The following is a 23840-nucleotide window of genomic DNA, read 5'->3' as shown; positions in this document are numbered from 1 at the left end:
GGAGGTGGGTGCGCGGTTGATTACCGGAGACGATGCTGAAAATGGGACGACGACACAGAGGCGTCGATGATCGCTACCGCGCTGGGGCTCCTGGCCGCGTTTCTCTTCGCGCTTTCGGCGTACCTCGAGAAACGGGCTGCCCGCAAGGCCGTTGGCCGCCCGGACTCGTCGGTGCTGGAATCGTCGGGCATCAAGGAGCTGATCAAGAAGCTGCCGCGCAGCAAGACGTGGCTCACCGGCTGGTTCACCAACATGTGCGGGTTCATGACGCACGGAGCCGCGCTCAAGCTGGGATCGGTCGCGGCCGTGCAACCACTGATGTCCGCGCAACTGCTGTTCGTGGTTACCTTCGCTTCGATCGAACGCCGCCACTGGCCGCGACCGCGAGACTGGGCTTCGGCGTTCGCCGTGTGCGGAGGGCTCGTCCTGTTCGTCATCACGGAGGGCGCCGCGCCGTTGAACGGTTCGCCGCGGATAGGGCGAATATTGTTGGCCACCGCGTGCGCGGTGGCACTGGTCGCGACGTTCCTCTTTCTCAGTCGCCACACCTTGGTCTGGATCGCCAGCATGCTGGTCGGGATCTCGGCTGGCATCTGCCACGCCATGACTGCAGTATTCATGAAGCTGACGACGGAAGAGCTGGTCAATCACGGCATCGGCGCTACGGCTACCGACTGGCCCGGCTACGCGCTAGCGGTTTCGACCCTGAGCGGGCTACTGCTGGGCCAGTTGGCGTTTGCGAGCGGAGCGCTGCCGCCTGCGGTCGCCTCGATCAGCGTCACGAACCCGATCATGAGCTATGCCGTGGGCCTACTGGCTTTCAACGCCCCAGCGCCCACCAGCCCCGGCTCGCTTGCCGCGATTGCGGGGGCTGGCCTACTGATCATCCTCGGCATCACCGGCCTCGCCCACGCGCCGATAACCCAGTTGCTGTACGCGGAGCCGGAGCCGGCTTCGACGGAGGATGAAGCCAGTCCGCATCCAGAACCGGCATAGGTTCCCCGGACGTTTGACGGGCAAAGCGCCGGGTACGGCTTTCTTATCGGCACCGGCAAAACTTTCCGGCAGTTTCGGATAAAGGGGACATAAAAGGGGCGGACATGGCGCGCACGCGGGCGGTGCTGGACCGAGGCAAGTTGGCCGTCGAACTCGCGCATGCCGTCTCGGGCGAAGTCCGCTTCGATGACGGCGCCCGGGCGCTCTATGCCAACGACGCCTCGATCTACCGGCAGGTGCCCACGGGCGTGGTACTTCCGTCGACCGCTGAGGACGTGCTGGACGCGCTGCGCATCTGTCATGAACATGGCGCGGCGGTCTTTGCCCGCGGTTGCGGTACCGGGTTGGCAGGCCAAACCGTCAATTCCGCCGTAGTTTTCGATTTCTCCAAGCACTTCAATCGCATCCTCGAAATCGACCCGCACCGGCGCATCGCCCGCGTCCAGCCTGGTGTCATTTGTGACGAACTGCGCGATGCGGCAAAACCTTTCGGTTTGACGTTCGCGCCGGACCCGGCAACCCATGACCGCTGCACGCTCGGCGGCATGATCGGAAACAACTCCTGCGGAACGCATTCGGTGTTCGGCGGCAAGACGGTGGACAACGTGGTCTCGATGGACGTCGTCACGGTCGACGGGCACCGGATGACCGTTGGTCGCACTCCCCCAGACGCGCTGACCGCGTTGTGCTCCGAACCCGGACGCCGCGGCGAAATATACCGGCAGCTCGCCGATCTGGCTCGACGCTATGCCGACGACATCCGCGCCCGCTACCCGCAGATTCCACGTCGCGTTTCCGGCTACAACCTCGATTCGCTGTTGCCCGAGAATGGCTTCGACCTGGCAAAGGCGCTGGTCGGTTCCGAATCCACCTGCGTCTTCGTGCTGGAGGCGACGCTGCGACTGCTGCCGGAGCCCAAGCACCGAACGTTGCTGGTCATCGGTTACCCCGACGCAGCCACCGCGGCCGATCACATGTCGCCGCTGCACGATTCGTCGCTGACCGCGCTGGAATGTTTCGACGCCGGCGTGCTCGACAACCTGGGCAAACACAACCTGCACATCCCCGGTATGGATCAACTCCCTGACGGGCAGGCATGGCTGCTCGCAGAATACGGCGCCGACGACCAGCGCACGGTGGACGAGGTGGCACGCGCGGCCGCAGGTCGGATCACCGGGCCCGGGCACAGCAAGGTTTTCAGCGACGCCGAGCAGCAGGAGCAGGTGTGGGAGGTGCGGCGCAGCACCATCGAATTCACCCGGATCCCGGGCGAACACGCTGGACTGGCCGGCTGGGAGGACGCCGCCGTCGCGCCCGAACAACTCGGCGACTACATCCGTGACTACTGCAGCCTGATTTCCCGGTACGGCTACCACTGCGTGATGTTCGGTCACTTCGGCCAAGGCTGCATGCACAATCGGCTCGACCTGGATCTGCAGACCGCCCGCGGTGTCGCCAATTTCCGCCGCTTCCTCGACGACGCCGGTGACCTGGTGGTCAAATACGGCGGGTCACTGTCCGGCGAGCACGGGGATGGTCAACTGCGCGCCAACCAGTTGGTCAAAATGTTCGGCCCGGAGCTGGTCACCGCGTTCGACGAATTCAAACGGATCTGGGATCCGCAATCGCTGATGAACCCTGGCAAAGTTGTGCGGCCCTACCGCCCGGACCAGAATCTGGCGACCGGACCGGACTACCGGCCGCGGCGGCTGCAGACCCACTTCGCCTTTCCCGACGACGAAAAGGGTTTCGCCGACGCGACAAACCGCTGCTTCGGGATCGGCAAATGCCGACACACCTCCGGCGGCGTCATGTGTCCCAGCTTCATGGTGACGCGCGAGGAACGGCATTCGACTCGCGGTCGCGCGCGACTGTTGTTCGAAATGATGGGCGGCCACCTGGCCGACGGGCCCGGCTGGCGCGACCCGCACGTGAAAGAGGCGCTGGACCTTTGCCTGTCGTGCAAGGGCTGCAAATCCGATTGCCCGGTCGGCGTGGACATGGCCACCTACAAGGCCGAATTTCTCTCGCACTACTACCGCCGACGGCTGCGGCCGCGCAGCGCGTACGCGCTCGGTCTGATCCCGACGTGGGCACGCATGGCCGCGCATGCGCCGCGACTGGCCAACGCCGGCCTGCGTACCCCGGGCATTGCGGGCGCGCTGAAGAGCGCCGCCGGTATCGCACCGCAGCGAACGCCACCGCGCTTTGCGCACACCACTTTTCGGGAATGGTTCAGCGCCCATCCCACGACGCACGGCGATCCGGTGCTGCTGTGGACGGACACCTTCACCAACTTCTTCGAGCCGGAAGTGGCCGTCGCCGCGGTCGCGGTACTCGAATCGTCCGGCGCCGCCGTGCGCATTCCGACCAAGCCGTTGTGTTGCGGCCGACCACTGTACGACTACGGCATGCTGCGCACCGCCAAGCGCTGGCTGCGCCGAACCGTCGCTGAACTCGCCGAAGCTGTTTCGCACGGACTTCCCGTCGTGGTGCTGGAACCCAGTTGCGCGGCGGTCTTCCGGGACGAGCTGACCAACCTCTTTCCCGACGACATGGACGCCCAGCGACTTAGCAAGGCAACGGTCAGTCTCGGTGAATACCTGAGCGGCCGCGAGTATCAACCCCCACCGCTGCACCGTCGGATTCTCCTGCAAACTCATTGCCACGACCATGCGGTGCTCAGACCCGAGTGCGACATAGCACTTTTCGAGCAGATGGGCCTGGACATCGACCATCCCGACTCAGGGTGCTGCGGCATGGCGGGCAGCTTCGGTTATGAGGCGGGCGAGCGTCATGCGGTGTCCGTCGCGGTTGGCGAGCGCGTCATCCTGCCGGCCGTGCGCTCGGCCGACCCGCGAACGCTGGTGGTGGCCAACGGGTTCAGCTGCCGTGAGCAAATCGGTCAACTCACCGATCGCGGTGCGATTCACCTGGCCCAACTACTCGAACTCGCGCAACGGTTCGGCCGCGACGGGCCGCCCGGCGATCTGCCGGAACGGTCCTGTCTGGACATCTGAGGACAAACAGCAAGGAGTGCACCGTGAGTGACCAACAGACTGCCGCCGATGTGCTGGTGGACCGACTCATCGAATGGGGCGTCGACACGATCTTCGGCCTTCCCGGCGACGGAATCAACGGCCTGATGGATGCGCTGCGAAAGCGGCACGACGAGTTGCAGTACATCCATGTCCGCCACGAAGAAGTGGCGGCCATGGCCGCGGTCGGGTACGCGAAGTTCACCGGAAAGCTCGGCGTGTGCTTCTCGACGTCCGGACCCGGGGCGGTCCACCTGATGAACGGCATGCTCGACGCTAAGGTCGAACAAGCGCCGATCCTCGCAATCACCGGCATGACCTACCACGACCTCATCGGCACCGCCTACCTCCAAGACATCAACACCGATTATTGGATGAACGATGTCGCGCTCTACAACCAGCGCATCATGGGACCGCAGCACGTCCACAATGTCGTCGACTTCGCTTGCCGCACCGCACTTTCCGAACGTGGTCCCGCGCATATCAGCTTCCCGATCGACTATCAGGCGGCACCCGCGGACAGCGGAAACCGCTTCCAGCGCAACGTCCCTGGACACACCTCGACGTCGTATCAGCCACCGATCCGGGTGCCGCAGCGTGACCTGCTCAGGCGGGCCGCCGAGTTGTTCGAGGGCAAGCAACGGATCGCGATTCTGGCCGGCGCGGGCGCTCGCGGCGCCGGTCCCGAACTCGAACAGGTCGCCGACAAGCTGGGCGCCCCGATCATCAAGGCACAGTTGGGTAAGGACTGCGTGCCCGACGACAGCCCGTACACCACCGGGCCTATCGCGCTGGTCGGCAGCCGGCCCAGCGAGGAGGCGCTCGAACAGGCGGACGCGCTGTTGATAGTCGGCAGCAGCATGCCCTACACCGAGTACTACCCGAGCCCCGGCCAAGTGGTATGCGTCCAAATCGATGACAAGCCCGAGCGAATCGGACTTCGCCACCCCGTGGACATCGGCCTGTGTGGCGACGCCAAGGCGACGTTGGCCGAACTGCTCGCATTTCTGCCGCGCAACTCCGACCGCTCCTTCCTCGAGCAGGCACAACAGGGGATGCGCGACTGGTGGGATTTGATGCGTGAGCGCGGCACTCGTACCGACAAGCCGATGAAACCGCAGGTCCCGGCCTGGTACCTCAACGATGTGCTCGCCGACGACGCCATCGTCTGCGGCGACTCCGGAACCGTCACCACCTGGGTAGCCCGGCAGATCAAACTGCGTGCGCAGCAACGCTTCAGCTTCAGCGGCACCAACTGCTCGATGGCGGCCGGACTGCCCTATGCGATCGGCGCCCAAGCCGCCTACCCCGGGCGGCAAGTGGTGGTGTTCACCGGCGACGGTTCACTGACCATGCAACTCGGCGACTTCCTCACCTGCGTGCAACACCGACTTCCGGTGAAAGTCGTGGTGCTAGCCAATAATTCGCTGGGCTTGATCAAGTGGGAGCAGATGGTCTTTCTCGGTAACCCGGAGTACGGCGTCGACATGGCGCCGCTGGACTTCGTAAAGTTCGCCGAGGCCTGCGGTGCCCGTGGAATGTGCATCGAGGACCCGGCCCGTTGCCCAGATCAGCTGCGGGAAGCCATGTCCTGGGACGGACCGGTGATCATCGAGTGCGTTGTCGACCAGCACGAGCCACCCATGCCGGCCAAGGTCAAAAAGGATCAGGTCAAGAAGTTGTACTCGGCAATGAAGTCCGGCACGCCAAACCGCAGCCGCATCGCCATGCAGATGGTCAAGGACATGCTTGACGAGTCCAGCTTCGACGCCAGCCCGGGCCACGTCGTTCCCGAACCGGTCGGCCGGGCAGCCCGGAAGGTGGCAGGCCGGATCGTGCATCGGCTCGACAAAGAGTGACCGCTGACGGGACTGATACCGGGCGCGGAAAGCGGCTGACGACGCGTCGTTCAGCGCGGCTTCCGCGCCCGGATTTGTCTGTCAACATATGCAGCTGCCGAGGCTACCCCAGAGCCACAGGCTCCCTAGACTCCCTAAGCTGCCGCAGACTGCGGAAAACATCGCCTCATACACCCCCTTCCAACGCTCACGCCGCGCATCCTCGATCGAGCGAAATCATCGGGAGCACAGGCGGACTGCTGGTGCGGATGGTTTCGCAGGAAACCATGCACGTGCACGGAGGACTTCTCGCAGTGTGGTCGTGAGCGCCAAATTCGCCGAGGCCAACGGTCTGCGCCAGACCGAACCCCACAAGTCGAGGGTAGACCCGGAGAACATCCACCCGCCAGAGCAGCCGGGTGTCATTCTGTAGTTTCGCCGACGGCAGCGGTGAGGTGGCGAGCGAGCCCGTCGACCCGCGGGTCTTCGGCAATTTCCGCGAGCGTCAACGGCAGCGCGCGACTCCAATTGCTGGCCACCTGGGTGCCGGGCAGGTTTGGTCGATGTTCTTGGGTACAAGCGTCGTCCAGGGTCGCCGATACCATCAAGCACGGCGCATGTGAGACCAGATCGTAGGCAGCGTCGACGGCCTCGGCGGCACTGGCACCGGCACCGACACCGGCTTTGGTAACCAACAGTTGCCGAAGCCGCGCGGTCGCCTCGGCATCGGCGTCGATGCCCGCCTCGCGCTGGTCGGTGAGGTCGCGGCCCGACCAGACGCCCGCGACCGTCGGCAGGTCGTGAGTGGTCACCGCGGCCAGCGCCTGTCGCGGCCACTGCCGCGGCGGATTCTCCTCGAACCACAAAAGCCGGTACGACAGAATGTTGCGGCGCGCTAGCTCCTCCCGAACGCCCGCTTCGACGGTGCCCAGATCCTCGCCGACCACCGGCGCGTTGGCGCGAACGCTTTCCAGCGCAACGATGTCGAGGATATCTGACGCCGGGTACCGGACGTATCCGCCGCGGTCCGGCGACATTCCGCCGGGTATCCACCAAAGCCGGAACAGTCCCATGACATGGTCGATCCGCAGCCCACCGCCGAGCGCGATAGTGGCGTGAATGGCGTCGATGAACGGCTGGTAGTCAGCCGCACGCAAGCGCCACGGGACGAACGGCGGCAGCTGCCAGTTCTGGCCGGCCGCGTTGAACGGATCCGGGGGCGCCCCGATCCCGGTGCCGAGCGCGAGCAGGTCTTGGTACGCCCACGCATCGGCGCCCTCTGGATCGACGCCGACCGGTAGGTCTTGCAGAATTTGGGACCCGCTGCCGGCCGACCGCAACTGCTGCTCGGCCTGCCATTGCAGCCACACGATGAACGCCACATCGTCAGCGCAACGCTGCGCAAACGAACGTACGGCGGGCGAGTCGGGGCGGCGGAACTCCCCCGGCCACGTCGGCCAGCCGCCTGGATAGCGTTCGCTCAGCAGTGTCCAGCACGCGAACTGTTCGATAACCGCGCCTCGTCGCCGCCGCCACTCGAGGAACTCCGGGGACTCCCCCGCGCGGGTGTGATCGAAGATCGCTCGCAGCGCTTCGCGCTTGCACCGCCACACGCTGTCCCTGTCGATGTGCACGGATTCGTTCAGCGCCCGGCCCATCGACTCCAATTCCGCCAACCGTGAACCAAGCTGCGCCGCGCCCGCAACCTCGTGCACCGCCAGATAGACCGGATTGAGGAACTGCCTGCTCGTCGGAAAGTACGGGCTCGGTTCCTGACGCCGCGACGACCCGCCCGCGTGCAACGGGTTGACCAGGACGAAGCCCGCACCCTGCGCCCGCGCGAGGTCCGCAAGCTCGCCGAGATCAGCGAAATCGCCTATCCCCCAACTCTTTTTCGAGCGCGTCGCGTACAACTGGGCCGTCCAGCCCCACTGCCGCGTCGTTGGCAGCACACAGCGGCCCGGCGAGACAATCAGGCGGCGGCGTCGATCCTTGGCGATGGCGTAGTGGTAGCCGAGGGGCAGGTCGATGACCGCACCGCGCCGCAACTCGGTACTCGTGCCGTCTTCCAATTCCACGCCGTCGACATCCCAGTCGCAGACGTCACCGGGATGCACGACGATGGGTGCGCTGCTCTCGAGCTGCGGATCAGGCTGCCCCAGTGCTTCCCGAAGCGCCAGCACGGTCTCATCCGAGAGTCGGGCGGGCTGTTCGGCGTTGTCCTCGTACGCGCGTTGGATGCCGAGGTTCAGTAGCTGACTGTCATCGAGGTTCTCCACACCCGCACTCATACCCACAAGTCGCGAACTATCAGTCCTCGGGCAGATTCAGCGCGAGGATTTCGGCCTGTCGCGGTCCTTGCGGCGTCTCGAAGGTAACCACATCGCCCGATTGCCGACCCACGAGCGCCCGCCCCAAGGGGCTGTGTGCGGTGACCGTGGTGGCGTCGTCGTCGGATACTTCGTCGGCGATGGCGACGATCCGGATTCGCTCCGGATCCGAATCGCCGAACCGCAGGGTGGCAGTGGTGCCGTCGGGCAGCGTGCCGTCAGCGTTCATCGCGTCGCCGCCGGCGAGCCAGGTGCTCAACTCGGTGATTCGATTGTCCAGTGCTGCCAAGGCGTCTGCCTGCCCAAGTTCGTCGGCGTCGTCGCCCCGATCGCCGACGTTGTCGAGTCGGGACAGGTCGTTGGCCATGCGCTCGCGCCGTTGCCGGAGCTCGGCCAACTCGGCGGCCACTCGTTCCCGTGCTTTTGAAACCGAGCCGGATTCGTCAGTCTGGTTGTGCCCGTTCATATATCTGTGACCGTTTCTCTCGCGGCATCCGATGATGTCAAACCATACGCCGATCGTCCCGCTAATCGCCCGCAAAGTCATACGATCGGGTAATGACTTTCCTACGTGCGTGCACAGTTCTGGTTAGCCTCGCCGCAATCGCACTGGCGACACCAGGATTCGCGGGCGCAGACCCGACCGCCACCGTCGTCGCCGGGCGGCAGCGAATCAAGGTGACCGTCAGCGGATATCCCGATCCCGGTCAGTGCCTCGTCGATCCGGACTCCGAGCGGCACACGCAGAGCGTCGCTGTCGGCCCGTCGGGAAGCGTGGTGGCGCACAACATCGAACCCGGTCGCTCTCATGTTCTGGTGTGGTGTCCCAACGGCGGCGTCATCTATCGGGGATACGTCGATGTGCTACCGGCAAATCCACTACTCGATCTTTCGGACCTGCTGGTCGCCAACGGAAGCAGCGGCCGGGTCACGGATCCGACGCTGCAATGACTGTCGTTATCCCGACGGCTCGTCGCCCACTTTGACCAGCAGCTTGCCCAGATTGGCCCCGCGGAGCAATCCGCGAAATGCGTCCGGTGCGGCGTCGAGTCCGTCGACGATGTCCTCTCGGTACTTGACCGATCCGTCGCGAACCCAGTCGGCCATGTCGCGCAGGAACGCATCCTGGTGTGTTTCAACGAACTCCGACTGAATGAAACCGCGGATGGTCAGGCTCAGCGTCAGGACTCGGCGCATGAAGCCGGGCAGGCGATCCGGGCCGCTCGGGGCCTCCGTGTCGTTGTAATTGGCCACCAGCCCGCACACCGGCATCCGGGCGTAGGTGTTGAAGCGACGCCCGACTGCCTCGGCGACAGGGCCACCAACGTTTTCGAAGTAGACATCCACGCCGTCGGGTGTGGCTTTGGCAAGATCCTCGACAAAACTCGGCGATCTGTGGTCGAGCGCGGCGTCGAAGCCGAACTCCTCGAGCAGTACCTGGCACTTCTTCGGGCCACCGGCGATGCCGACGGCGCGCGCACCTTTGATCCGCGCGATCTGTCCGACGGCCGAGCCCACCGGCCCGGTCGCCGCCGCGACGACGACCGTCTCCCCCGGCTTCGGCCGGCCGATCTCCAGCAGGCCGGCATAGGCGGTGAAACCCGGCATGCCGAGCACGCCCAGCGCGGTCGACACCGGAGCGGGCCAGTCCGCGAGCAAGCGCGTTTGCTTTGCGTCGACGACCGCATTCGTCTGCCATCCCGTGTAGGCCAGCACGATCGAACCGACTTCGCGCGCCGCGGATCTGGACTCGATCACTTCACACACCGTCCCGCCGACCATGACGTCGCCGACCTCCAGCGGCTGCGCGTAGGACTTGGCGGCACTCATCCGGCCACGCATGTACGGGTCGAGGGAGAGATAAATCGTGCGCAGCAGGACTTGACCGTCCTCCAGATCAGGAAGTTCCACCGTGCATGTCTCGAAGTCGCTGTCCTGCGGTTCGCCGACCGGGCGTGCGGCCATTCGGATCTGCGTACTCGTGATGGTCATCGAACGCCCCTACCCTTGGTTGTCGTCGCCGGGCCGGATGCAGACGCCGGCCCCGCCCACAGCGTAGGTGCGGACGGGGCCGGGATCACAGTGACTACTGCTGGTGCGCCTTCTGGCGCTGCTCGGCAGCCTCGGCACCAGCCCGGGCCTGCTCCGCCTGAGCTTCGTGCTTGGCGACCTCGCGCTGCTCTTCGGCCTTGTCCTGCTGCGCGCGGCCTTCGCGGGCAAGCTCGTCACGACCCAGGACGGCGCCGGCCGCTTCCTTGGCCTTGCCCTTGACGTCCTCGACAACGCCCTTGACAGCTTCGGCGGGGCCACTGTTTTCGTCGGCCATTGTGGCGATCCTTTCTCTCGACGGTTGCGGTCGATCCGTTCGGTACCCCCAACCGGCGGTCCGGCAAACCTGTGGTGCGCGCCACACCGCCTCATCGACAGGCTCGTCACTCAATATTATTGCAGTGCAATGGTATTGATCTCTCGGACGAATATCTCGCGGCCCCCACACTGAATGCAGGAGGTCACGAGGGCACGTAAAACTCCGCGGAAATTACTGTCCAAAAACTCTTGACTCATTCCAGATACGGGGCGATAGTTGCCTCGTGTCCTCAACGCCGGACTACGCGACTCAGCTGCGAATGGCTGATCTGCGCGTGACCCGTCCCCGGCTCGCGGTGATGGAGGCGGTGCACGCTCATCCGCACGCCGACACCGACACCATCTTCGGCGCCGTCCGCACGGGACTGCCTGCGGTATCGCGTCAAGCTGTCTACGACGTGCTGCACGCTCTGACCGCCGCGGGACTGGTTCGGCGGATCCAGCCGTCCGGTTCCGTCGCTCGTTACGAGTCGCGCGTAGGCGACAACCATCACCACGTCGTCTGCCGATCGTGCGGTGCGATCGCAGACGTCGACTGCGCCACCGGCGAGGCACCGTGCCTTACTGCCATGGATGACAACGGATTTCGAATCGACGAGGCGGAGGTCATCTACTGGGGTCTGTGCCCAAACTGTTCCAGCCAGAACGAAACTTCACGATCACACCCGTGATTGCTCGCAGATTCACCCACCTCCGAAGGAAGGACTGACGTGTCCAACAGCGAAAGCGAAAATCCGGCAATCCCATCCCCGACGCCGAAGGCGCATCGGCCGATGACGAATCAGGACTGGTGGCCGAATCAGCCGAACCTGCAGGTTCTTCGCAAGCACTCGGCCGCCACCGATCCGCTGGGTCCCGACTTCGACTACGCACAACAATTCGCGAAGCTCGATCTCGACGCCCTGCGTCAGGACATCGTCTCGGTCATGACGACGTCGCAGGACTGGTGGCCGGCCGATTACGGCAACTACGGTCCATTGTTCGTCCGGATGAGTTGGCATGCCGCCGGGACCTACCGGATCGCCGATGGCCGCGGCGGCGGCGGCGAGGGCGCGCAGCGCTTCGCCCCGCTCAACAGCTGGCCTGACAACGTAATTCTCGACAAGGCGCGCCGGTTGCTGTGGCCGGTGAAGCAGAAGTACGGCCAGAAGATCTCCTGGGCGGACCTGCTCGTCTTCGCCGGAAACGTGGCCATGGAGGCGATGGGCTTCAAGACGTTCGGATTCGGCTTCGGCCGGCCCGACATTTGGGAACCGGACGAAATCTATTGGGGCCCTGAGGACACCTGGCTCGGCGACGAGCGCTACAGCGGTGACCGCGAACTCGCCAAGCCGTTCGGCGCGGTCCAGATGGGCCTCATCTACGTGAACCCGGAGGGCCCCAACGGCGAGCCCGATCCGTTGGCGGCCGCCAAGGACATCCGTGAAACGTTCGCCCGGATGGCCATGAACGACGTCGAGACGGCCGCGCTGATCTGCGGTGGCCACACATTCGGTAAGACCCATGGCGCCGGCCGGGCCGACCTGGTGGGTCCCGAGCCGGAGGCTGCGCCGATCGAGGAACAGGGCCTCGGCTGGAAGAGCTCGTTCGGCTCCGGTGTCGGGCGCGATGCCATGGGCAGCGGGCTCGAAGTCGTCTGGACGCCCACTCCGACCAAGTGGGACAACAGCTTCCTCGAGACGCTCTACGGCTACGAATGGGAGCTCACCAAGAGCCCGGCGGGCGCCTGGCAGTGGACCGCCAAGGACGGCGCGGGCGCGGATGCGATCCCCGACCCGTTCGATGAGAACGTACGACGCGCGCCCACGATGCTCACGACCGACCTTTCGCTGCGCTTCGACCCGATCTACGGGCCGATCACCCGGCGCTGGCTGGACCACCCGGACGAGTTCGCGCTCGAGTACGCCAAGGCGTGGTACAAGCTCCTGCACCGCGACATGGGCCCGCTGTCGCGCTACCTCGGACCGTGGGTTGCCGAGCCGCAACTGTGGCAGGACCCGGTGCCCGATGTCGACCACGAATTGATCGACGACTCCGATATCGCCGCGCTCAAGGCCAAGATCCTCGACTCGGGGCTGACGATCTCGCAGCTTGCCGCGACCGCGTGGGCATCGGCGGCGAGCTTCCGCGGCACCGACAAGCGCGGCGGCGCGAACGGCGCGCGCATCCGGCTTGCGCCGCAGAAGGATTGGGAGGTCAACGATCCCGCGCAATTGTCCCTCGTGCTGGGCAAGCTCGAACAGATCCAGCAGGACTTCAACGCGTCCCAGTCCAACGGCAAGAAGGTCTCACTCGCAGACCTGATTGTCCTGGGTGGGTGCGCGGCGGTGGAACAGGCAGCGAAGAATGCCGGCTTCGACGTGACCGTGCCTTTTGCGCCCGGACGCACCGACGCCTCGCAGGAGCAGACGGACGTCGAATCGTTCGCTGTCCTCGAACCCCGCGCGGACGGGTTCCGCAACTATGTGCGGACCGGCGAAAAACTCCAGCCGGAGAGCCTGCTGGTGGACCGGGCATTCATGTTGAACCTGACGGCCCCCGAGATGACTGTTCTGGTCGGCGGAATGCGCGCGCTGGGCACCAACTTCGGGCAGACCTCCCACGGGGTGTTCACCGATCGGGTCGGGAGCTTGACCACCGACTTCTTCCGGAACCTGCTCGACATGAACAACGAGTGGAAGGTGTCCAAGACGGACGAAAACGTCTACGAGGTGCGCGACCGGGCCACCGGAGAGGTCAAGTGGACGGCCACCGCTGTCGACCTCGTCTTCGGTTCGAACGCACAGCTACGCGCGCTGGCCGAGGTGTACTGCAGCGACGACGCGCAGCAAAAGTTCGTGGATGACTTTGCCGCCGCCTGGGGCAAGGTCATGAACCTTGACCGGTTCGACCTCGCCCGGTAATCGGTGACCCAACAACGGCGCCCCACAAGCGAAACGGCTTGTGGGGCGCCGTCCATGTCCGGGCTGCAAGTGGTTCGGAATCCCCTCGAGGAAGACTAGCCAGCATGCGAGTCGTCATTGCCAACCGCGGGGAGATCGCGGTTCGAATACTGCGGACAGCGCGGGAACGGGGTGACGAGACCGTCGTGCTGCACACCGCGGAAGAATCCGCGAGCCTGCCAGTGCGGCTGGCCGACGACGCGGTGCAACTGCCCGGTCGGGGGGCGGCGGCTTACCTGGATGTCGATGCGCTGGTCACCGCGGCCGCCTCGGCGGGTCGGGGTGCGCTGGTTCATCCCGGTTACGGGTTTCTCAGTGAAAGCCCCGAGCTGGCCGAGGCCTGCGCGGCTGCCGGTCTGGTGTTCGTCGGACCGGCACCGGACGTCCTGCGCACGTTCGGGAACAAGGTCGCCGCGCGCGCTGCGGCCGAGCAAGCTGACGCGGCGGTGCTGCCAGCGACTCATGCGGGCGCCAATCAATCGGATATCGCGGCGCTGCTCGCGGCGCACCCCGACGGCGTCATGGTGAAGGCCGTTGCTGGCGGCGGTGGCCGCGGCATGCGGGTGCTGCGTGAGCCCGCCCAGCTCACCGAGGTGTACGACAGGTGTCGCGCGGAAGCCCGCGCTGGTTTCGGCGGTGACGCGATCTACGCCGAGGCACTGGTGCGCGATGCCCGGCACATCGAGGTCCAGGTCGTCGCCGACGGTGTGCGGGCGATCGCCCTCGGCGACCGCGACTGCAGCGTGCAGCGGCGTCAGCAGAAACTGATCGAGATCGCGCCGGCCCCGGATCTCGCCGATGCGGTCCGCAACCGACTGCATTCGGCCGCCACGCGACTCGCGGAATCGGTCAGGTGCCGCGGAGTCATCACCGTCGAGTTTCTGGTCACCGGGACCGACGCCTGGTTCCTGGAGGTGAACCCGCGCCTGCAGGTCGAGCACACGGTTACCGAGGCAGTCACCGGCGTGGATCTGGTTGGTGTGCAGCTCGATCTGGCCGGCGGCGCGTCGCTGGCAGAGTTGGGGCTAGCCGCCGACGTCTCGACCGGTTTCGCGGTGCAAGCACGTGTCAACGCCGAATTATCTGCCGCCGATGGCACTTTGCTGCCCAGTTCCGGCACCATCGAGCACTTCAGTGCGCCGACCGGCATCGGCGTTCGGGTGGATACTGCCGTGCAGCCGGGCATGCGGCAAGGGGTGCAGTTCGATTCGCTGCTCGCCAAGATCATCACCCACGGCTGTTCGTACAACGCAGCATTGCAACGACTTTCGGACGCACTGGCCGAGACATCCATCAGCGGCATCGACACCAACCTCCACATGCTCCGGGCTGTCGTCGATGATCTCACTGCCGCGGGAACTGTGACGACGACGTGGTTCGAGCAGCGGTTTGACGAATTGCTCAGCCGCGCTGCTGAATACGAAGAGCCCACCGGTTTTTCACCAGGCTCGCCGTCGCCGGTTGCCGAGCTGGTTGGCCCCGATCTGGGCATCGATGAGTCCCCGTTGCTCTCGCCGATGGGTGCCACGGTGGTCAGCCTCGCCGAACCAGGTGCCGTGGTGGCCGCCGGCGGCGAGGTGGCCGTGCTCGAGGCCATGAAGATGCAGCATGTCGTGCGAGCCGAGGAACCACTACGGGTGTTGCGCCAGTTGGTCTCTCCGGGGGATGTCGTCGACCCGCACTCGGCACTGCTGACGTGGACCGCCGCCGACCACGATGGCAGGTCCGACGAAACCGACATCGCTGATCTGGATTTGGTTCGCGCCGATCTGCAGGAAGTCCTTGCGCGGCGGGAGATGACGCGAGACGGAAGCCGCAGCGAGGCCGTGGCGAAGAGGCACCGCCTGGGCCGGCGCACCGCGCGAGAAAACATCGACGACCTCGTCGATGACGACAGCTTCGTCGAATACGGCGCGCTGACCATCGCCGCACAGCGAAGCCGTCGCAGTATCGAAGACCTCATCGCCAACACCCCGGCCGACGGCTTGATCGTCGGGGTTGCGACCGTCAATGCCGATCAGTTCGGGTCGGACAGATCGCGAGCGGTGGTGATGTCCTATGACTACAGCGTGCTCGCGGGCACGCAGGGCATGCGCAACCACGCCAAGACCGACCGCATGCTCGGGCTGGCCCGAGAGCAGCGACTTCCGGTCGTCCTGTTCGCCGAAGGTGGCGGTGGACGACCCGGAGACACCGACTACGGCGGCATCTCGGGGCTTGATGTGACGACATTTCGGGCCATGGCCGCGCTGTCCGGACAGGTGCCGTTGATCGGGATCGTCTCCGGCCGCTGCTTCGCCGGAAACGCCGCACTGCTGGGCATGTGTGATGTCGTGATCGCGACCCCGGACGCCAACATCGGCATGGGCGGGCCGGCGATGATCGAAGGCGGCGGTCTGGGCGTGTATGCGCCGGAGGACATCGGGCCCGTCGACGTCCAGCGGCGCAACGGCGTCGTTCACCTCGTGGCCGCCGACGAGGCCGACGCGGTCGCGCTCGCCCAGTGCTATCTCGGCTACTTCCAGGGCGCGGTCCAGGAGTGGCAGGCACCCGATCCGCGGCTGTCGCGCCATGTGGTTCCGGAGAACCGGCTGCGCGCCTACGACATTCGTGCCGCGATCGCGTCGGTGGTCGATGTCGGGTCGGTGCTCGAATTGCGTCGCGATTGGGGCGTCGGCATCGTCACCGCGCTGGTGCGAGTGGAGGGCCGGCCATTCGGGCTGATTGCGAATGACTGCCATCACCTGGGTGGTGCCATTGATGCGCCGGCCGCGGACAAGCTGGCCGCGTTCCTACAGTTGTGCGGGGCACACGGCCTGCCGATCGTCTCGCTCTGCGACACACCGGGGTTCATGGTCGGCCCCGAAGCCGAGAAGCATGCGACCGTCACGAAATTCAGTCGACTGTTCATCGAGGCGGCGGCGCTGGACGTGCCGTTCGGCACGGTGATCCTGCGCAAGGGTTACGGCCTTGGTGCTCAGGCGATGGCAGCCGGGTCCTTCCGCGCGCCACGTTTTGTTATCGCCTGGCCAACGGGAGAAATCGGCGGCATGGGCCTGGAAGGCGCAGTGCGCCTTGCCTTCGCCAAAGAGCTGGCCGCCATCGAGGACCCCGCCGAGCGGCAAGCCGCCTTCGACAACATGGTTCAGTTGGCCTATGCGAACGGAAAAGCACTCACCGCGGCAACGGTTTTCGAGCTCGACGACGTCATCGATCCGGCCGACACCCGTCGCTGGCTGCGCACCCTGGTCTGACCGTCAGGTTGGTGGGGACGGGTCGATCAGCACGCCCGGGTTGAGGATTCCCGCAGGGTCGAGTGTTGCCTTCGCTGCCCGCAGTGCCGCAGCGAACGGATCGGGCCGCTGCCGGTCATACCATCGCCGGTGGTCGCGACCAACCGCGTGGTGATGGGTGATCGTTGCGCCGGACTTTTCGATCGCGTCCGACACCGCCGCTTTGATCTCGTCCCATTGCTCGACGGTCTGGCCCCAGCGGCCCGCCGCGTAGACGCCGAAGTACGGCGCCGGGCCGTCCGGATAGACGTGCGTGAACCGGCAGGTCAGCACGCCGGGAACACCCAGGGTCTGGAACGCTTCCGTCGCTGAGGAAGCCACCGCGGCCCGGAGTGCATCGAAACGGTCCCATGTGCAAGCGGTTTCGAAGGTCTCCACGATCATCGACTGGGCGGCGAGCGCGTCGCGCTGATAGGGCATGCGCAGGAACGCGGAACGCCAGGTGTCCGCCGCGCCCGGTCGGGCGGCGGATTCCGGTCGGGCGGCGGATTCCGCAGAATCTGTCGCGCGGATCCCGTCCGGGATGCTGCCACCGTGGTCCGCGCAGATTTCGACCACTCGCCGCATGGATTCATCGACCGGGTGGTCGGCGGACTCGAAGCCGAGAACCAGCACGCCGCCGGCCGTAGCGGTACCGGCGTTGATGAACGCCTCCACCGGATCCAGCAGGCGGCAGTTGGTCGGGTACAGACCGGACTGCGCGATGGCGCGCGTCGCGGCCACCGCCCGGTCGTAGTCGTCGAACAGTACCGACGCGCCCGACCGCCAACGCGGCCGGTCCTGCAGTCGCATCCAGGCCTCGGTGATCACCCCCAAAATGCCTTCGGATCCGAGGAACATTCGATCCGGCGACGGTCCCGCGCCTGAGCCGGGAAGCCGACGCGATTCGCTGATCCCCGCGGGTGTGACTACTCGCATCGACTCCACCATGTCATCGATGTGCGTGTACAGCGTCGCGTAGTGACCACCCGCGCGGGTCGCGAGCCAACCGCCGAGCGAGGAGAACTCGAACGACTGCGGGAAGTGACGCAATGTGAGGCCGTGCGGTCGCAGCGTCGCTTCCAGTGCCGGGCCGAGAATGCCCGCTTGGATCCGTGCTGCCCGGCTGGTGCGGTCGATCTCCAGAACTTGGTCGAGCCGACCCAGATCCAGTGCTACCGTTCCGGAATATTCGCTCGCGCACCGAAGTTCGACGCCCCCGACCACCGACGTCCCACCGCCGAAGGGAACCACGGCGATTCCCGCGTCCGTGCACCAGTCGAGAATGTCGACCACATCATGGTCGGTTCGCGGCCGGAGCACGAGATCCGGCACATGCTCGACGCGTCCTAGCAAGCAACGCACAACGTCACGGAATGCCTGGCCGTGACCGTGCGTCACTCGATCGATCGGATCATCGGAGGCAAGTCCAGCGAGCGAATCCGGAGGGGCCACCCGGGGTTTGGGAATCGTCAAGGACGCGGGGTCCGGCGCCTCGTGCACGGTCAGATCGGCACCGGGTAATAACGCCGCGACCCGCTTGGTCAGTGCGTCCCGTTCCTGACCGGTGACAGCGTCCTGGACATTTCCCCAACCCCACCACGATCGTGTCGCCATACAAGCCCTTCCTTGATTGACTGCACAGAAAGTTACCCATCATTCCTCGCCCCGGTCAGAAGGGCGGCGGTTCTGGTGGTGGCGGTTGCCATTTGGCGGGCCCCTGGTGGATTTTCGGGACGAGGGTGCGCTCGAAGCCCGCGCCGGGCCCGCCCGGCAACGTGGTGTGGTGGTCGCCGTAGCTGCTGGTCCATTCGATGGCGCCGCCGGGCAGCATCCGCGCGTGCCAAAGCTTGAGCGTTTTCAGCAAATGATGTGCCGCACAGAGGCATTGCATGTTCGACACCACGGTCAACCCACCCGCCAACGGGTTGTCGTGCCGGAACGGGACCACATGATCGAGCTGACAGTTCGCCGCCGGACGGCGACATCCCGGAAACCGGCAGTGCTGATCGCGGGCCCGCACCAGCGCGGCGGTCTCTGCGGTCGGTTTGTAGGTCACCGCGGTGACCGGAGCCGGCCCGGCCAGTTGCCGAACGGCGTAGTCCCGTGCGGGCTGGCGGCCAAGAGCGGTTTCGAGCAGTTCGGTCATCCCGGCGATACCTAGCACCGAACGCGCCCGCGGCGACGGACCTTTCGGCACCCACCCCGCCCGCATCCGCGACCCGCGCGCACAGAACTCGCCACCGGCGGCCGCCGGTAGTCTCGGCTGCACCACCGGTGGCGCAGCGGCGTCAGTTGGAACCACCTCGTCGCCAGCGGGCTCGGCAGCGACCGGCTCGCCGTTCTCGTCGAGCAGCCCGAGCTGTTTGGCCATGTCCGTCGCCTCGACCAACAACAACTGCCAGGTGCCATCGGCGGCCAACTGGCGCGCCAGCTCCGGATCGATCGGCCCGTGCCCGGCGAGATAGGCCGGGTTGGACACCAACCCCAACAGGGTGACCACGTCGATGGTGATCTGCACCAGCGGCTTACGCCGATGCGCAGGCGCCGCCCGACCCGCCACCGGACAGTCCTCGCGCTCGCAACTGCATGCCAACGCGTTCTCCCCGTGCGCGATGGCCATGAACGCATCCACCAACCGGTACTGCCGGCCCCGCCTATCGTGACGGCACACCGTGTCGGCGACCTCGCACACTCGCTGCCACACCGCCTCGGCCTCAGCCGCCTCCAGATCCACGGTGATCCGCGCCAACTCACCGTCCGGGGTCTTGCGAATCCGCCGAGCGTGTTGGACCACGTCGGCGCGCAATTCCGCGTACTCATCCGGCGCCGCCCGCATCAACATCCGGTCGATCTCGGATTTCAAGGGCCCTGGCGCTAAACCGCGGGCCGCCGCCACCACCTCGGACTCCACCGACGACACCGTGTCCGCACTGAACCCGCAAAGCCGGTGACACGCCGCCGCGGTGCGCGCGTAATCGATCTCCCCGCGTGCGAACGCTTCCCGCAGCAACGGCAGCCGCAATCGCAACTGCATCCCGACCTCTGCCATGCGCTGGGCGGTGTAACACGAACAGCCCAACCGCACCGCAATCTCGGCGATCGCGTTATTGCCGCAGTCGACGATGTCATCCTCACCCAGCTGCACGTCTCGCTCGATCCAGGAATCCCACAGACGCGCAGCAGCACTCACCTTCCGATACGCCGCCTGATTCTCCAACACGCCATCACGAGCCAGACCGGCCAACACGAACAAATCCTTGTCCGTGGCCACACTCGCACTCCCCCTGCGCCCCATGCCTACACACTACCCGAACAAACGTTCGAGCGCTAGGGCTTACTTGTACGATCGCACCCGGCCACTGCCGCCCCCTCAATCCGGTCGGCACCACGGATAGCACCATTGCTGGCTTGCAGTCGATTCGCGATCTCGACCGCCGCCGACCGGTAATTGCCGTCCTCAAGCAAAGCGACCAGTGAATCGCGAATCTGACTGCGCGACGCGCTTCGCTTGACGACGATCCCGGCACCCGCCTCGGCAATTGCCTTCCCGACCATCGGTTGATCAAGCATTGGATGCAAAGGCATGGTCAGCACAGGGACACCGAAGGCGAGCGCCCGCATCGCCGTGGAATGGCCGCCGTGTCCGATGACCACCGAACAGTTGGGCATGAGTTCGCTGTGCGGAATGTATTGATGCACTGCGGCGTTCGTTGGCGCAACCAGCTCGGTAGGATCCACAGCGGGCCCGGTGGTCGCGACGAGTTCGACCGGCAGTCCACCGCACGCGTCGAGAATCTTCTGCCAGACCCCGGTCTGCCCCGGAAAAGCGATGGTGCTCAGGCTCGCCAGCACGCGAGGAACGTCCGGGGGCGCCGCGAGGCAATTGGCGTCGTGGACCGGGCCGATCCATTCCATTGCGGAAGTGACGTTCCCACGGTATGGGTCGAGCTGGCGATCGGCGCAGATCAATTGCCTGTCGGCGCGAGACCAAACCTTTCGCGGGTCCAGTCGCCTGACCCTGCTCGCCAGACCCACCGGCCCACTCCGAAACGAACCGTCGAAGAACGCGTAAAACGAGTGAAACAACGCGATATGACGAATTCCATTGGCATGTAACGCGTTCAGCGCATCGATAAGCATGCAATCGACGACGACAATATCTGGCGGATCTGCACGGACCGCCTCCAGCAAGTCGGCGGCGATGCCCAGATCGAGGAAGGCCCGCACGATGTCGCGAATGCTACGAAGTTGCGACCGTTGCACAGTCGCCGACCAGTGCCGGACGCTGTGATAAGCCGAAAACTCCAGTCCGGCTTTGGCGATGGCCGGCCGTTGCGCCTCGTGGCTCATGATCCGAACTCGATGGCCACGGTTGGCCAGTTCACGTCCGATGCCAACTACGGGCGCGACGTTCCCGCCCGCATCCAACGTGGCAAAAAGTAAGTGAGCCATCGGATTCACCCTTCGAGAATGGAGTTGACGAGACGCAGGACGCGTCGCTCGGTAGCAGCACGAGACAGGCCACGGTCGCGGCGCAGCAGCTTCCAGGTATAGATGTCGGTCGCGACCACCAAAAGGTCCAACGCTTCAACCCGCTCAGCCTTCGGTCGGTCGGCGAGCAAGGGCGCGAACACCGCTTCCACCCATTGCCGATGGAAAGTCTTGCCGCTGTCGGTGATCGACTTCGCCCGCGCGTCCCAGGATTCCTGATTGAGGATCATCAGAATGCCGTCCCCGACCCGCTCGTAGTGATCGATGACGTTGCGCACGGCCGCAACTCGATCCCCCGGCTCGACCCGACGCTCCTGGACAATCTGCGCCCTGCCGAAATCAGTTGTGGCGTCGAGCAGTCCGTCACGGCTACCGAACTGGCGCAAGATCGTCTGGACACTGACCCCGGCCCGCTCGGCCACCTCCGGCAAAGCAATAGCAGTGAACGGCTTCTGCAACGCAAGATCGTGAACCGCCTCGAGGATGCGCTCGCGCGTCTGCTCGGCGGCGACGGCCCGCGCCCGCATGGTGTACGTACGTGTCACTTTCATGATGATGCTAGTTAACACCAAATGCTTTATTGACGTCAATGCACATACACACGAAAGTTTCGGATCTCTGCCAGACTGACCCGATGCGACGAGCTCGGATCTGGATCATCGGAATGGCGCTCACACCCCTTGCCTTTGCGGCCTTCTCAGCAGGTGCACTCTTCGTCATGAACGAAGCCGCAAATACCTCATTGGCCACCTATGTCGCCGCCTGGTGGATGTTCGTGTTGATCTTCGGTGCTGCGCTCCTCGCACCTTGTATGGCGCTGTCCATCGTCGGCGCGACCTCGCTGGGACGGTGGCCGCGGGGCGGACGCGCCATCGCCGCCACTGGATTGATCCTGACATCGGCCGTGGCTTTGCTGTTTTCATCGTCGTGCGTCATCGACTCCCTCAGCGAGCAGCCAGACCCGAACGACCTACGCTGGCTCGCTCAACTGCCTATCCATGGTGCCGCACTGTTCACAGCACCATTCCTGATGTTGGTGGCGGGAAATATGCACGCCATGCGCGCGTTATGGGCGACCCGTCGCCCAGCCGAATAGGCGCTATCGTTCATACGCTGCAGTACGACCATCGGCGGTGGGGACGAGAACTATGCGCTATCGAATTGCCTTGCTTGCGACGACACTCATCGCCGCCTTCGTGTGCGGAATCGAATCAAGCGCGGTATCGCCGGTCGCCCACGCGGCGGCATGTGACAAACAGATCGTGGTGCTGGGGGCTGAAGGGTCCGGCGAGCGCGCGGGCGGCCCACCCGGACTGGGACCGGAGGTCGGCTTCGCCGTGGCAGACATCCGAAACCGACTCGAGCCCCAAGGAATCCAGGTCAGCGCCACTGCCCTGGACTATCCCGCCAATGCGGTTGAATCGCTCAAATCGGAGCAGGGCGTTCGCGACTTTCTGGCTGGGATTGGCAGCGGCGTCAGCAACGCGATCCAAGATATTGCGGCGATCGACCGTCAACTCGGTTCATGCCCCGGCGCGCGCATCGTGCTGGCCGGCTACTCGCAAGGCGCCATGGTGATGCATCGGGTCCTCGACCAGTTGCACGGTCCCGGGCCGAACGCCAACCCGCGGTTTCTCGACCGAATCGCCGCCGTGCTGTTGATCGCCGACGGTGACAAAGTGCCCGGAGACACCGACCACCTTTACCCGGCGGCGCAGACGGCCACCACCAGTGGAATCAGCACGAGCGTGGCACCGATTTCCGGCGCGACCACCACCGCTTTTCCCGCCGACGTTCGTGATCGGGTGTTCAGCGTGTGCCTTGTCGGCGACCCGGTATGCGATTTCCAGCCGTCCGAGGTTCCGGACATAGCGGCCGTGGCCATGGGCGGCCAGAGCAACGGCGCTAGAATTCACGGCGAGATGTACAAGACATCGACGTGGGGCGCGACCGCACCCCTCGTGCAGCACATACTCAGTGTCCGGTAGGTCGATCGACCCGATATCCGACCCCGGCGTGATCGAGATTGTCGATGGTGGCATCGGCGAGAAATGTCGTCCACGCGGTTTTGCCATCGACCGCGTTGAAATATGCGGTCGCCGTGCCAGCCGACCGACGATCAAAAAGGACATCGGTGTGGAATGGCTGCTGAACCACGGAAATCGCTGCCATCGGCAATGCGTCGCGATGGTAACGGCGGGCGGCCACCTCGGGTTCGATGTCGTCAACATAAGCAGGCGCGATCCCAACAACATTGCCGTACTTCCATTTACGACGCTCCGAACCGCTGCAGTTCGACGCTGCGTGAACCGCGAGGATCAATGCAGCCAAATCACTCACCGCGACAGTGATTTCAAATCCGGGTGATTGACCCATGTCACCCGGCTGACCGCAGCGGCATCCGCTCATTGTTGGACATACGTCCATCATCCGGACTGACAGTAGAGAGTCAACCTCTTTCGGATCATCGACTGTCGGTCGATTGACGGACAAGCAATCGGCAACGGCAATGGTCGGTATCTTGTTTGCCTGCGAAATGGCCAAACCTGAAGCAACAATTTAC

General features: G+C 65.1%; 18 protein-coding genes. 9 read left to right on the top strand and 9 right to left on the bottom strand.

All coding sequences use genetic code 11. The annotated features are described in order from the left end of the window. Positions 1-66: 66 nt before the first annotated feature. The 3 genes from FOS14_RS02685 (at position 67) to FOS14_RS02675 (ending at position 5893) form a co-directional block, all read left to right on the top strand. Complete coding sequence (locus FOS14_RS02685) at positions 67-996, top strand: DMT family transporter (protein WP_143768727.1); 930 nt, start codon at positions 67-69, stop codon at positions 994-996. A 104-nt stretch (positions 997-1100) separates the two neighbouring features. Beyond that, positions 1101-4016: an FAD-binding and (Fe-S)-binding domain-containing protein gene (locus FOS14_RS02680; protein ID WP_143768726.1), complete on the top strand. Its 2916-nt coding sequence runs from the start codon at positions 1101-1103 to the stop codon at positions 4014-4016. Positions 4017-4039: 23 nt separating this feature from the next. Then, on the top strand, positions 4040-5893 hold the full coding sequence (locus tag FOS14_RS02675; RefSeq protein WP_221936641.1) for a thiamine pyrophosphate-dependent enzyme: 1854 nt from the start codon (positions 4040-4042) through the stop codon (positions 5891-5893). Positions 5894-6294: 401 nt separating this feature from the next. On the opposite strand, the gene malQ is transcribed toward FOS14_RS02675, so the two are convergent. Both malQ and FOS14_RS02665 read right to left on the bottom strand, forming a co-directional pair. Continuing rightward, positions 6295-8163, bottom strand: coding sequence for a 4-alpha-glucanotransferase (malQ, locus tag FOS14_RS02670; protein ID WP_143768725.1), 1869 nt, complete (start codon positions 8161-8163; stop codon positions 6295-6297). Positions 8164-8182: 19 nt separating this feature from the next. Continuing rightward, positions 8183-8668, bottom strand: coding sequence for a GreA/GreB family elongation factor (locus tag FOS14_RS02665; RefSeq protein WP_185981581.1), 486 nt, complete (start codon positions 8666-8668; stop codon positions 8183-8185). Positions 8669-8760: 92 nt separating this feature from the next. Here FOS14_RS02665 and FOS14_RS02660 point away from each other — a divergent pair, with 92 nt between their 5' ends. Beyond that, positions 8761-9153 (top strand): hypothetical protein, encoded by a 393-nt coding sequence (locus FOS14_RS02660; protein ID WP_255450018.1) that lies wholly within the window; start codon positions 8761-8763, stop codon positions 9151-9153. Positions 9154-9159: 6 nt separating this feature from the next. Here FOS14_RS02660 and FOS14_RS02655 read toward each other — a convergent pair whose 3' ends face one another. After that, a complete protein-coding gene (locus FOS14_RS02655; protein WP_143768723.1) occupies positions 9160-10194 on the bottom strand; it encodes an NADP-dependent oxidoreductase in 1035 nt (344 codons plus the stop codon). A gap of 94 nt (positions 10195-10288) precedes the next feature. After that, positions 10289-10528 (bottom strand): CsbD family protein, encoded by a 240-nt coding sequence (locus FOS14_RS02650; RefSeq protein ID WP_143768722.1) that lies wholly within the window; start codon positions 10526-10528, stop codon positions 10289-10291. Between the two features lie 265 nt (positions 10529-10793). Between FOS14_RS02650 and FOS14_RS02645 the strand changes: the two genes are divergently transcribed. From FOS14_RS02645 to FOS14_RS02635, 3 genes are all read left to right on the top strand, one after another. Next, a complete protein-coding gene (locus FOS14_RS02645) occupies positions 10794-11240 on the top strand; it encodes a Fur family transcriptional regulator (protein WP_143768721.1) in 447 nt (148 codons plus the stop codon). 102 nt (positions 11241-11342) lie between these two features. Then, positions 11343-13472: a catalase/peroxidase HPI gene (gene katG / locus FOS14_RS02640; RefSeq protein WP_143768720.1), complete on the top strand. Its 2130-nt coding sequence runs from the start codon at positions 11343-11345 to the stop codon at positions 13470-13472. A gap of 104 nt (positions 13473-13576) precedes the next feature. Beyond that, complete coding sequence (locus FOS14_RS02635) at positions 13577-16765, top strand: carboxyl transferase domain-containing protein (protein WP_143768719.1); 3189 nt, start codon at positions 13577-13579, stop codon at positions 16763-16765. A 3-nt stretch (positions 16766-16768) separates the two neighbouring features. Here the strand turns inward: FOS14_RS02635 and FOS14_RS02630 are convergent, their stop codons facing one another. Genes FOS14_RS02630 through FOS14_RS02615 form a run of 4 tightly spaced genes read right to left on the bottom strand, consistent with a single transcriptional unit; the run spans position 16769 to position 21822 of the window. Continuing rightward, on the bottom strand, positions 16769-18400 hold the full coding sequence (locus tag FOS14_RS02630; protein ID WP_143768718.1) for an FAD-binding oxidoreductase: 1632 nt from the start codon (positions 18398-18400) through the stop codon (positions 16769-16771). A 55-nt stretch (positions 18401-18455) separates the two neighbouring features. Then, positions 18456-20057 (bottom strand): HNH endonuclease signature motif containing protein, encoded by a 1602-nt coding sequence (locus tag FOS14_RS02625; RefSeq protein ID WP_185981580.1) that lies wholly within the window; start codon positions 20055-20057, stop codon positions 18456-18458. Positions 20058-20113: 56 nt separating this feature from the next. Next, a complete protein-coding gene (locus tag FOS14_RS02620) occupies positions 20114-21238 on the bottom strand; it encodes a glycosyltransferase (RefSeq protein WP_143768716.1) in 1125 nt (374 codons plus the stop codon). A gap of 5 nt (positions 21239-21243) precedes the next feature. After that, positions 21244-21822, bottom strand: coding sequence for a TetR/AcrR family transcriptional regulator (locus FOS14_RS02615; RefSeq protein WP_185981579.1), 579 nt, complete (start codon positions 21820-21822; stop codon positions 21244-21246). Between the two features lie 89 nt (positions 21823-21911). On the opposite strand from FOS14_RS02615, the gene FOS14_RS02610 reads away from it, so the two are divergent. Further along, a complete protein-coding gene (locus FOS14_RS02610; RefSeq protein WP_143768714.1) occupies positions 21912-22373 on the top strand; it encodes a hypothetical protein in 462 nt (153 codons plus the stop codon). A gap of 52 nt (positions 22374-22425) precedes the next feature. After that, positions 22426-23265, top strand: a complete 840-nt coding sequence (locus tag FOS14_RS02605) for a cutinase family protein (RefSeq protein ID WP_143768713.1) — start codon at positions 22426-22428, stop codon at positions 23263-23265. Here the strand turns inward: FOS14_RS02605 and FOS14_RS02600 are convergent. Further along, on the bottom strand, positions 23252-23821 hold the full coding sequence (locus FOS14_RS02600; RefSeq protein WP_143768712.1) for a hypothetical protein: 570 nt from the start codon (positions 23819-23821) through the stop codon (positions 23252-23254). The two genes, FOS14_RS02605 and FOS14_RS02600, sit on opposite strands and share 14 nt — an antisense overlap. Positions 23822-23840 lie beyond the last annotated feature (19 nt).

Source organism: Skermania sp. ID1734 (genome assembly GCF_007489285.1).
GTDB lineage: Bacteria > Actinomycetota > Actinomycetes > Mycobacteriales > Mycobacteriaceae > ID1734.
This window is presented reverse-complemented; position numbering and strand designations above follow the sequence as displayed.

Bases quoted from the DNA above. Each gene is read 5' to 3' on its own strand.
- FOS14_RS02650 (WP_143768722.1), bottom strand. From the start codon at position 10,528: ATGGCCGACGAAAACAGTGGCCCCGCCGAAGCTGTCAAGGGCGTTGTC.
- FOS14_RS02655 (WP_143768723.1), bottom strand. From the start codon at position 10,194: ATGACCATCACGAGTACGCAGATCCGAATGGCCGCACGCCCGGTCGGC.
- FOS14_RS02685 (WP_143768727.1), top strand. From the start codon at position 67: ATGATCGCTACCGCGCTGGGGCTCCTGGCCGCGTTTCTCTTCGCGCTT.
- FOS14_RS02605 (WP_143768713.1), top strand. From the start codon at position 22,426: ATGCGCTATCGAATTGCCTTGCTTGCGACGACACTCATCGCCGCCTTC.
- katG (WP_143768720.1), top strand. From the start codon at position 11,343: ATGACGAATCAGGACTGGTGGCCGAATCAGCCGAACCTGCAGGTTCTT.
- FOS14_RS02635 (WP_143768719.1), top strand. From the start codon at position 13,577: ATGCGAGTCGTCATTGCCAACCGCGGGGAGATCGCGGTTCGAATACTG.
- FOS14_RS02620 (WP_143768716.1), bottom strand. From the start codon at position 21,238: ATGGCTCACTTACTTTTTGCCACGTTGGATGCGGGCGGGAACGTCGCG.
- malQ (WP_143768725.1), bottom strand. From the start codon at position 8,163: ATGAGTGCGGGTGTGGAGAACCTCGATGACAGTCAGCTACTGAACCTC.
- FOS14_RS02660 (WP_255450018.1), top strand. From the start codon at position 8,761: ATGACTTTCCTACGTGCGTGCACAGTTCTGGTTAGCCTCGCCGCAATC.
- FOS14_RS02680 (WP_143768726.1), top strand. From the start codon at position 1,101: ATGGCGCGCACGCGGGCGGTGCTGGACCGAGGCAAGTTGGCCGTCGAA.
- FOS14_RS02610 (WP_143768714.1), top strand. From the start codon at position 21,912: ATGCGACGAGCTCGGATCTGGATCATCGGAATGGCGCTCACACCCCTT.
- FOS14_RS02665 (WP_185981581.1), bottom strand. From the start codon at position 8,668: ATGAACGGGCACAACCAGACTGACGAATCCGGCTCGGTTTCAAAAGCA.
- FOS14_RS02630 (WP_143768718.1), bottom strand. From the start codon at position 18,400: ATGGCGACACGATCGTGGTGGGGTTGGGGAAATGTCCAGGACGCTGTC.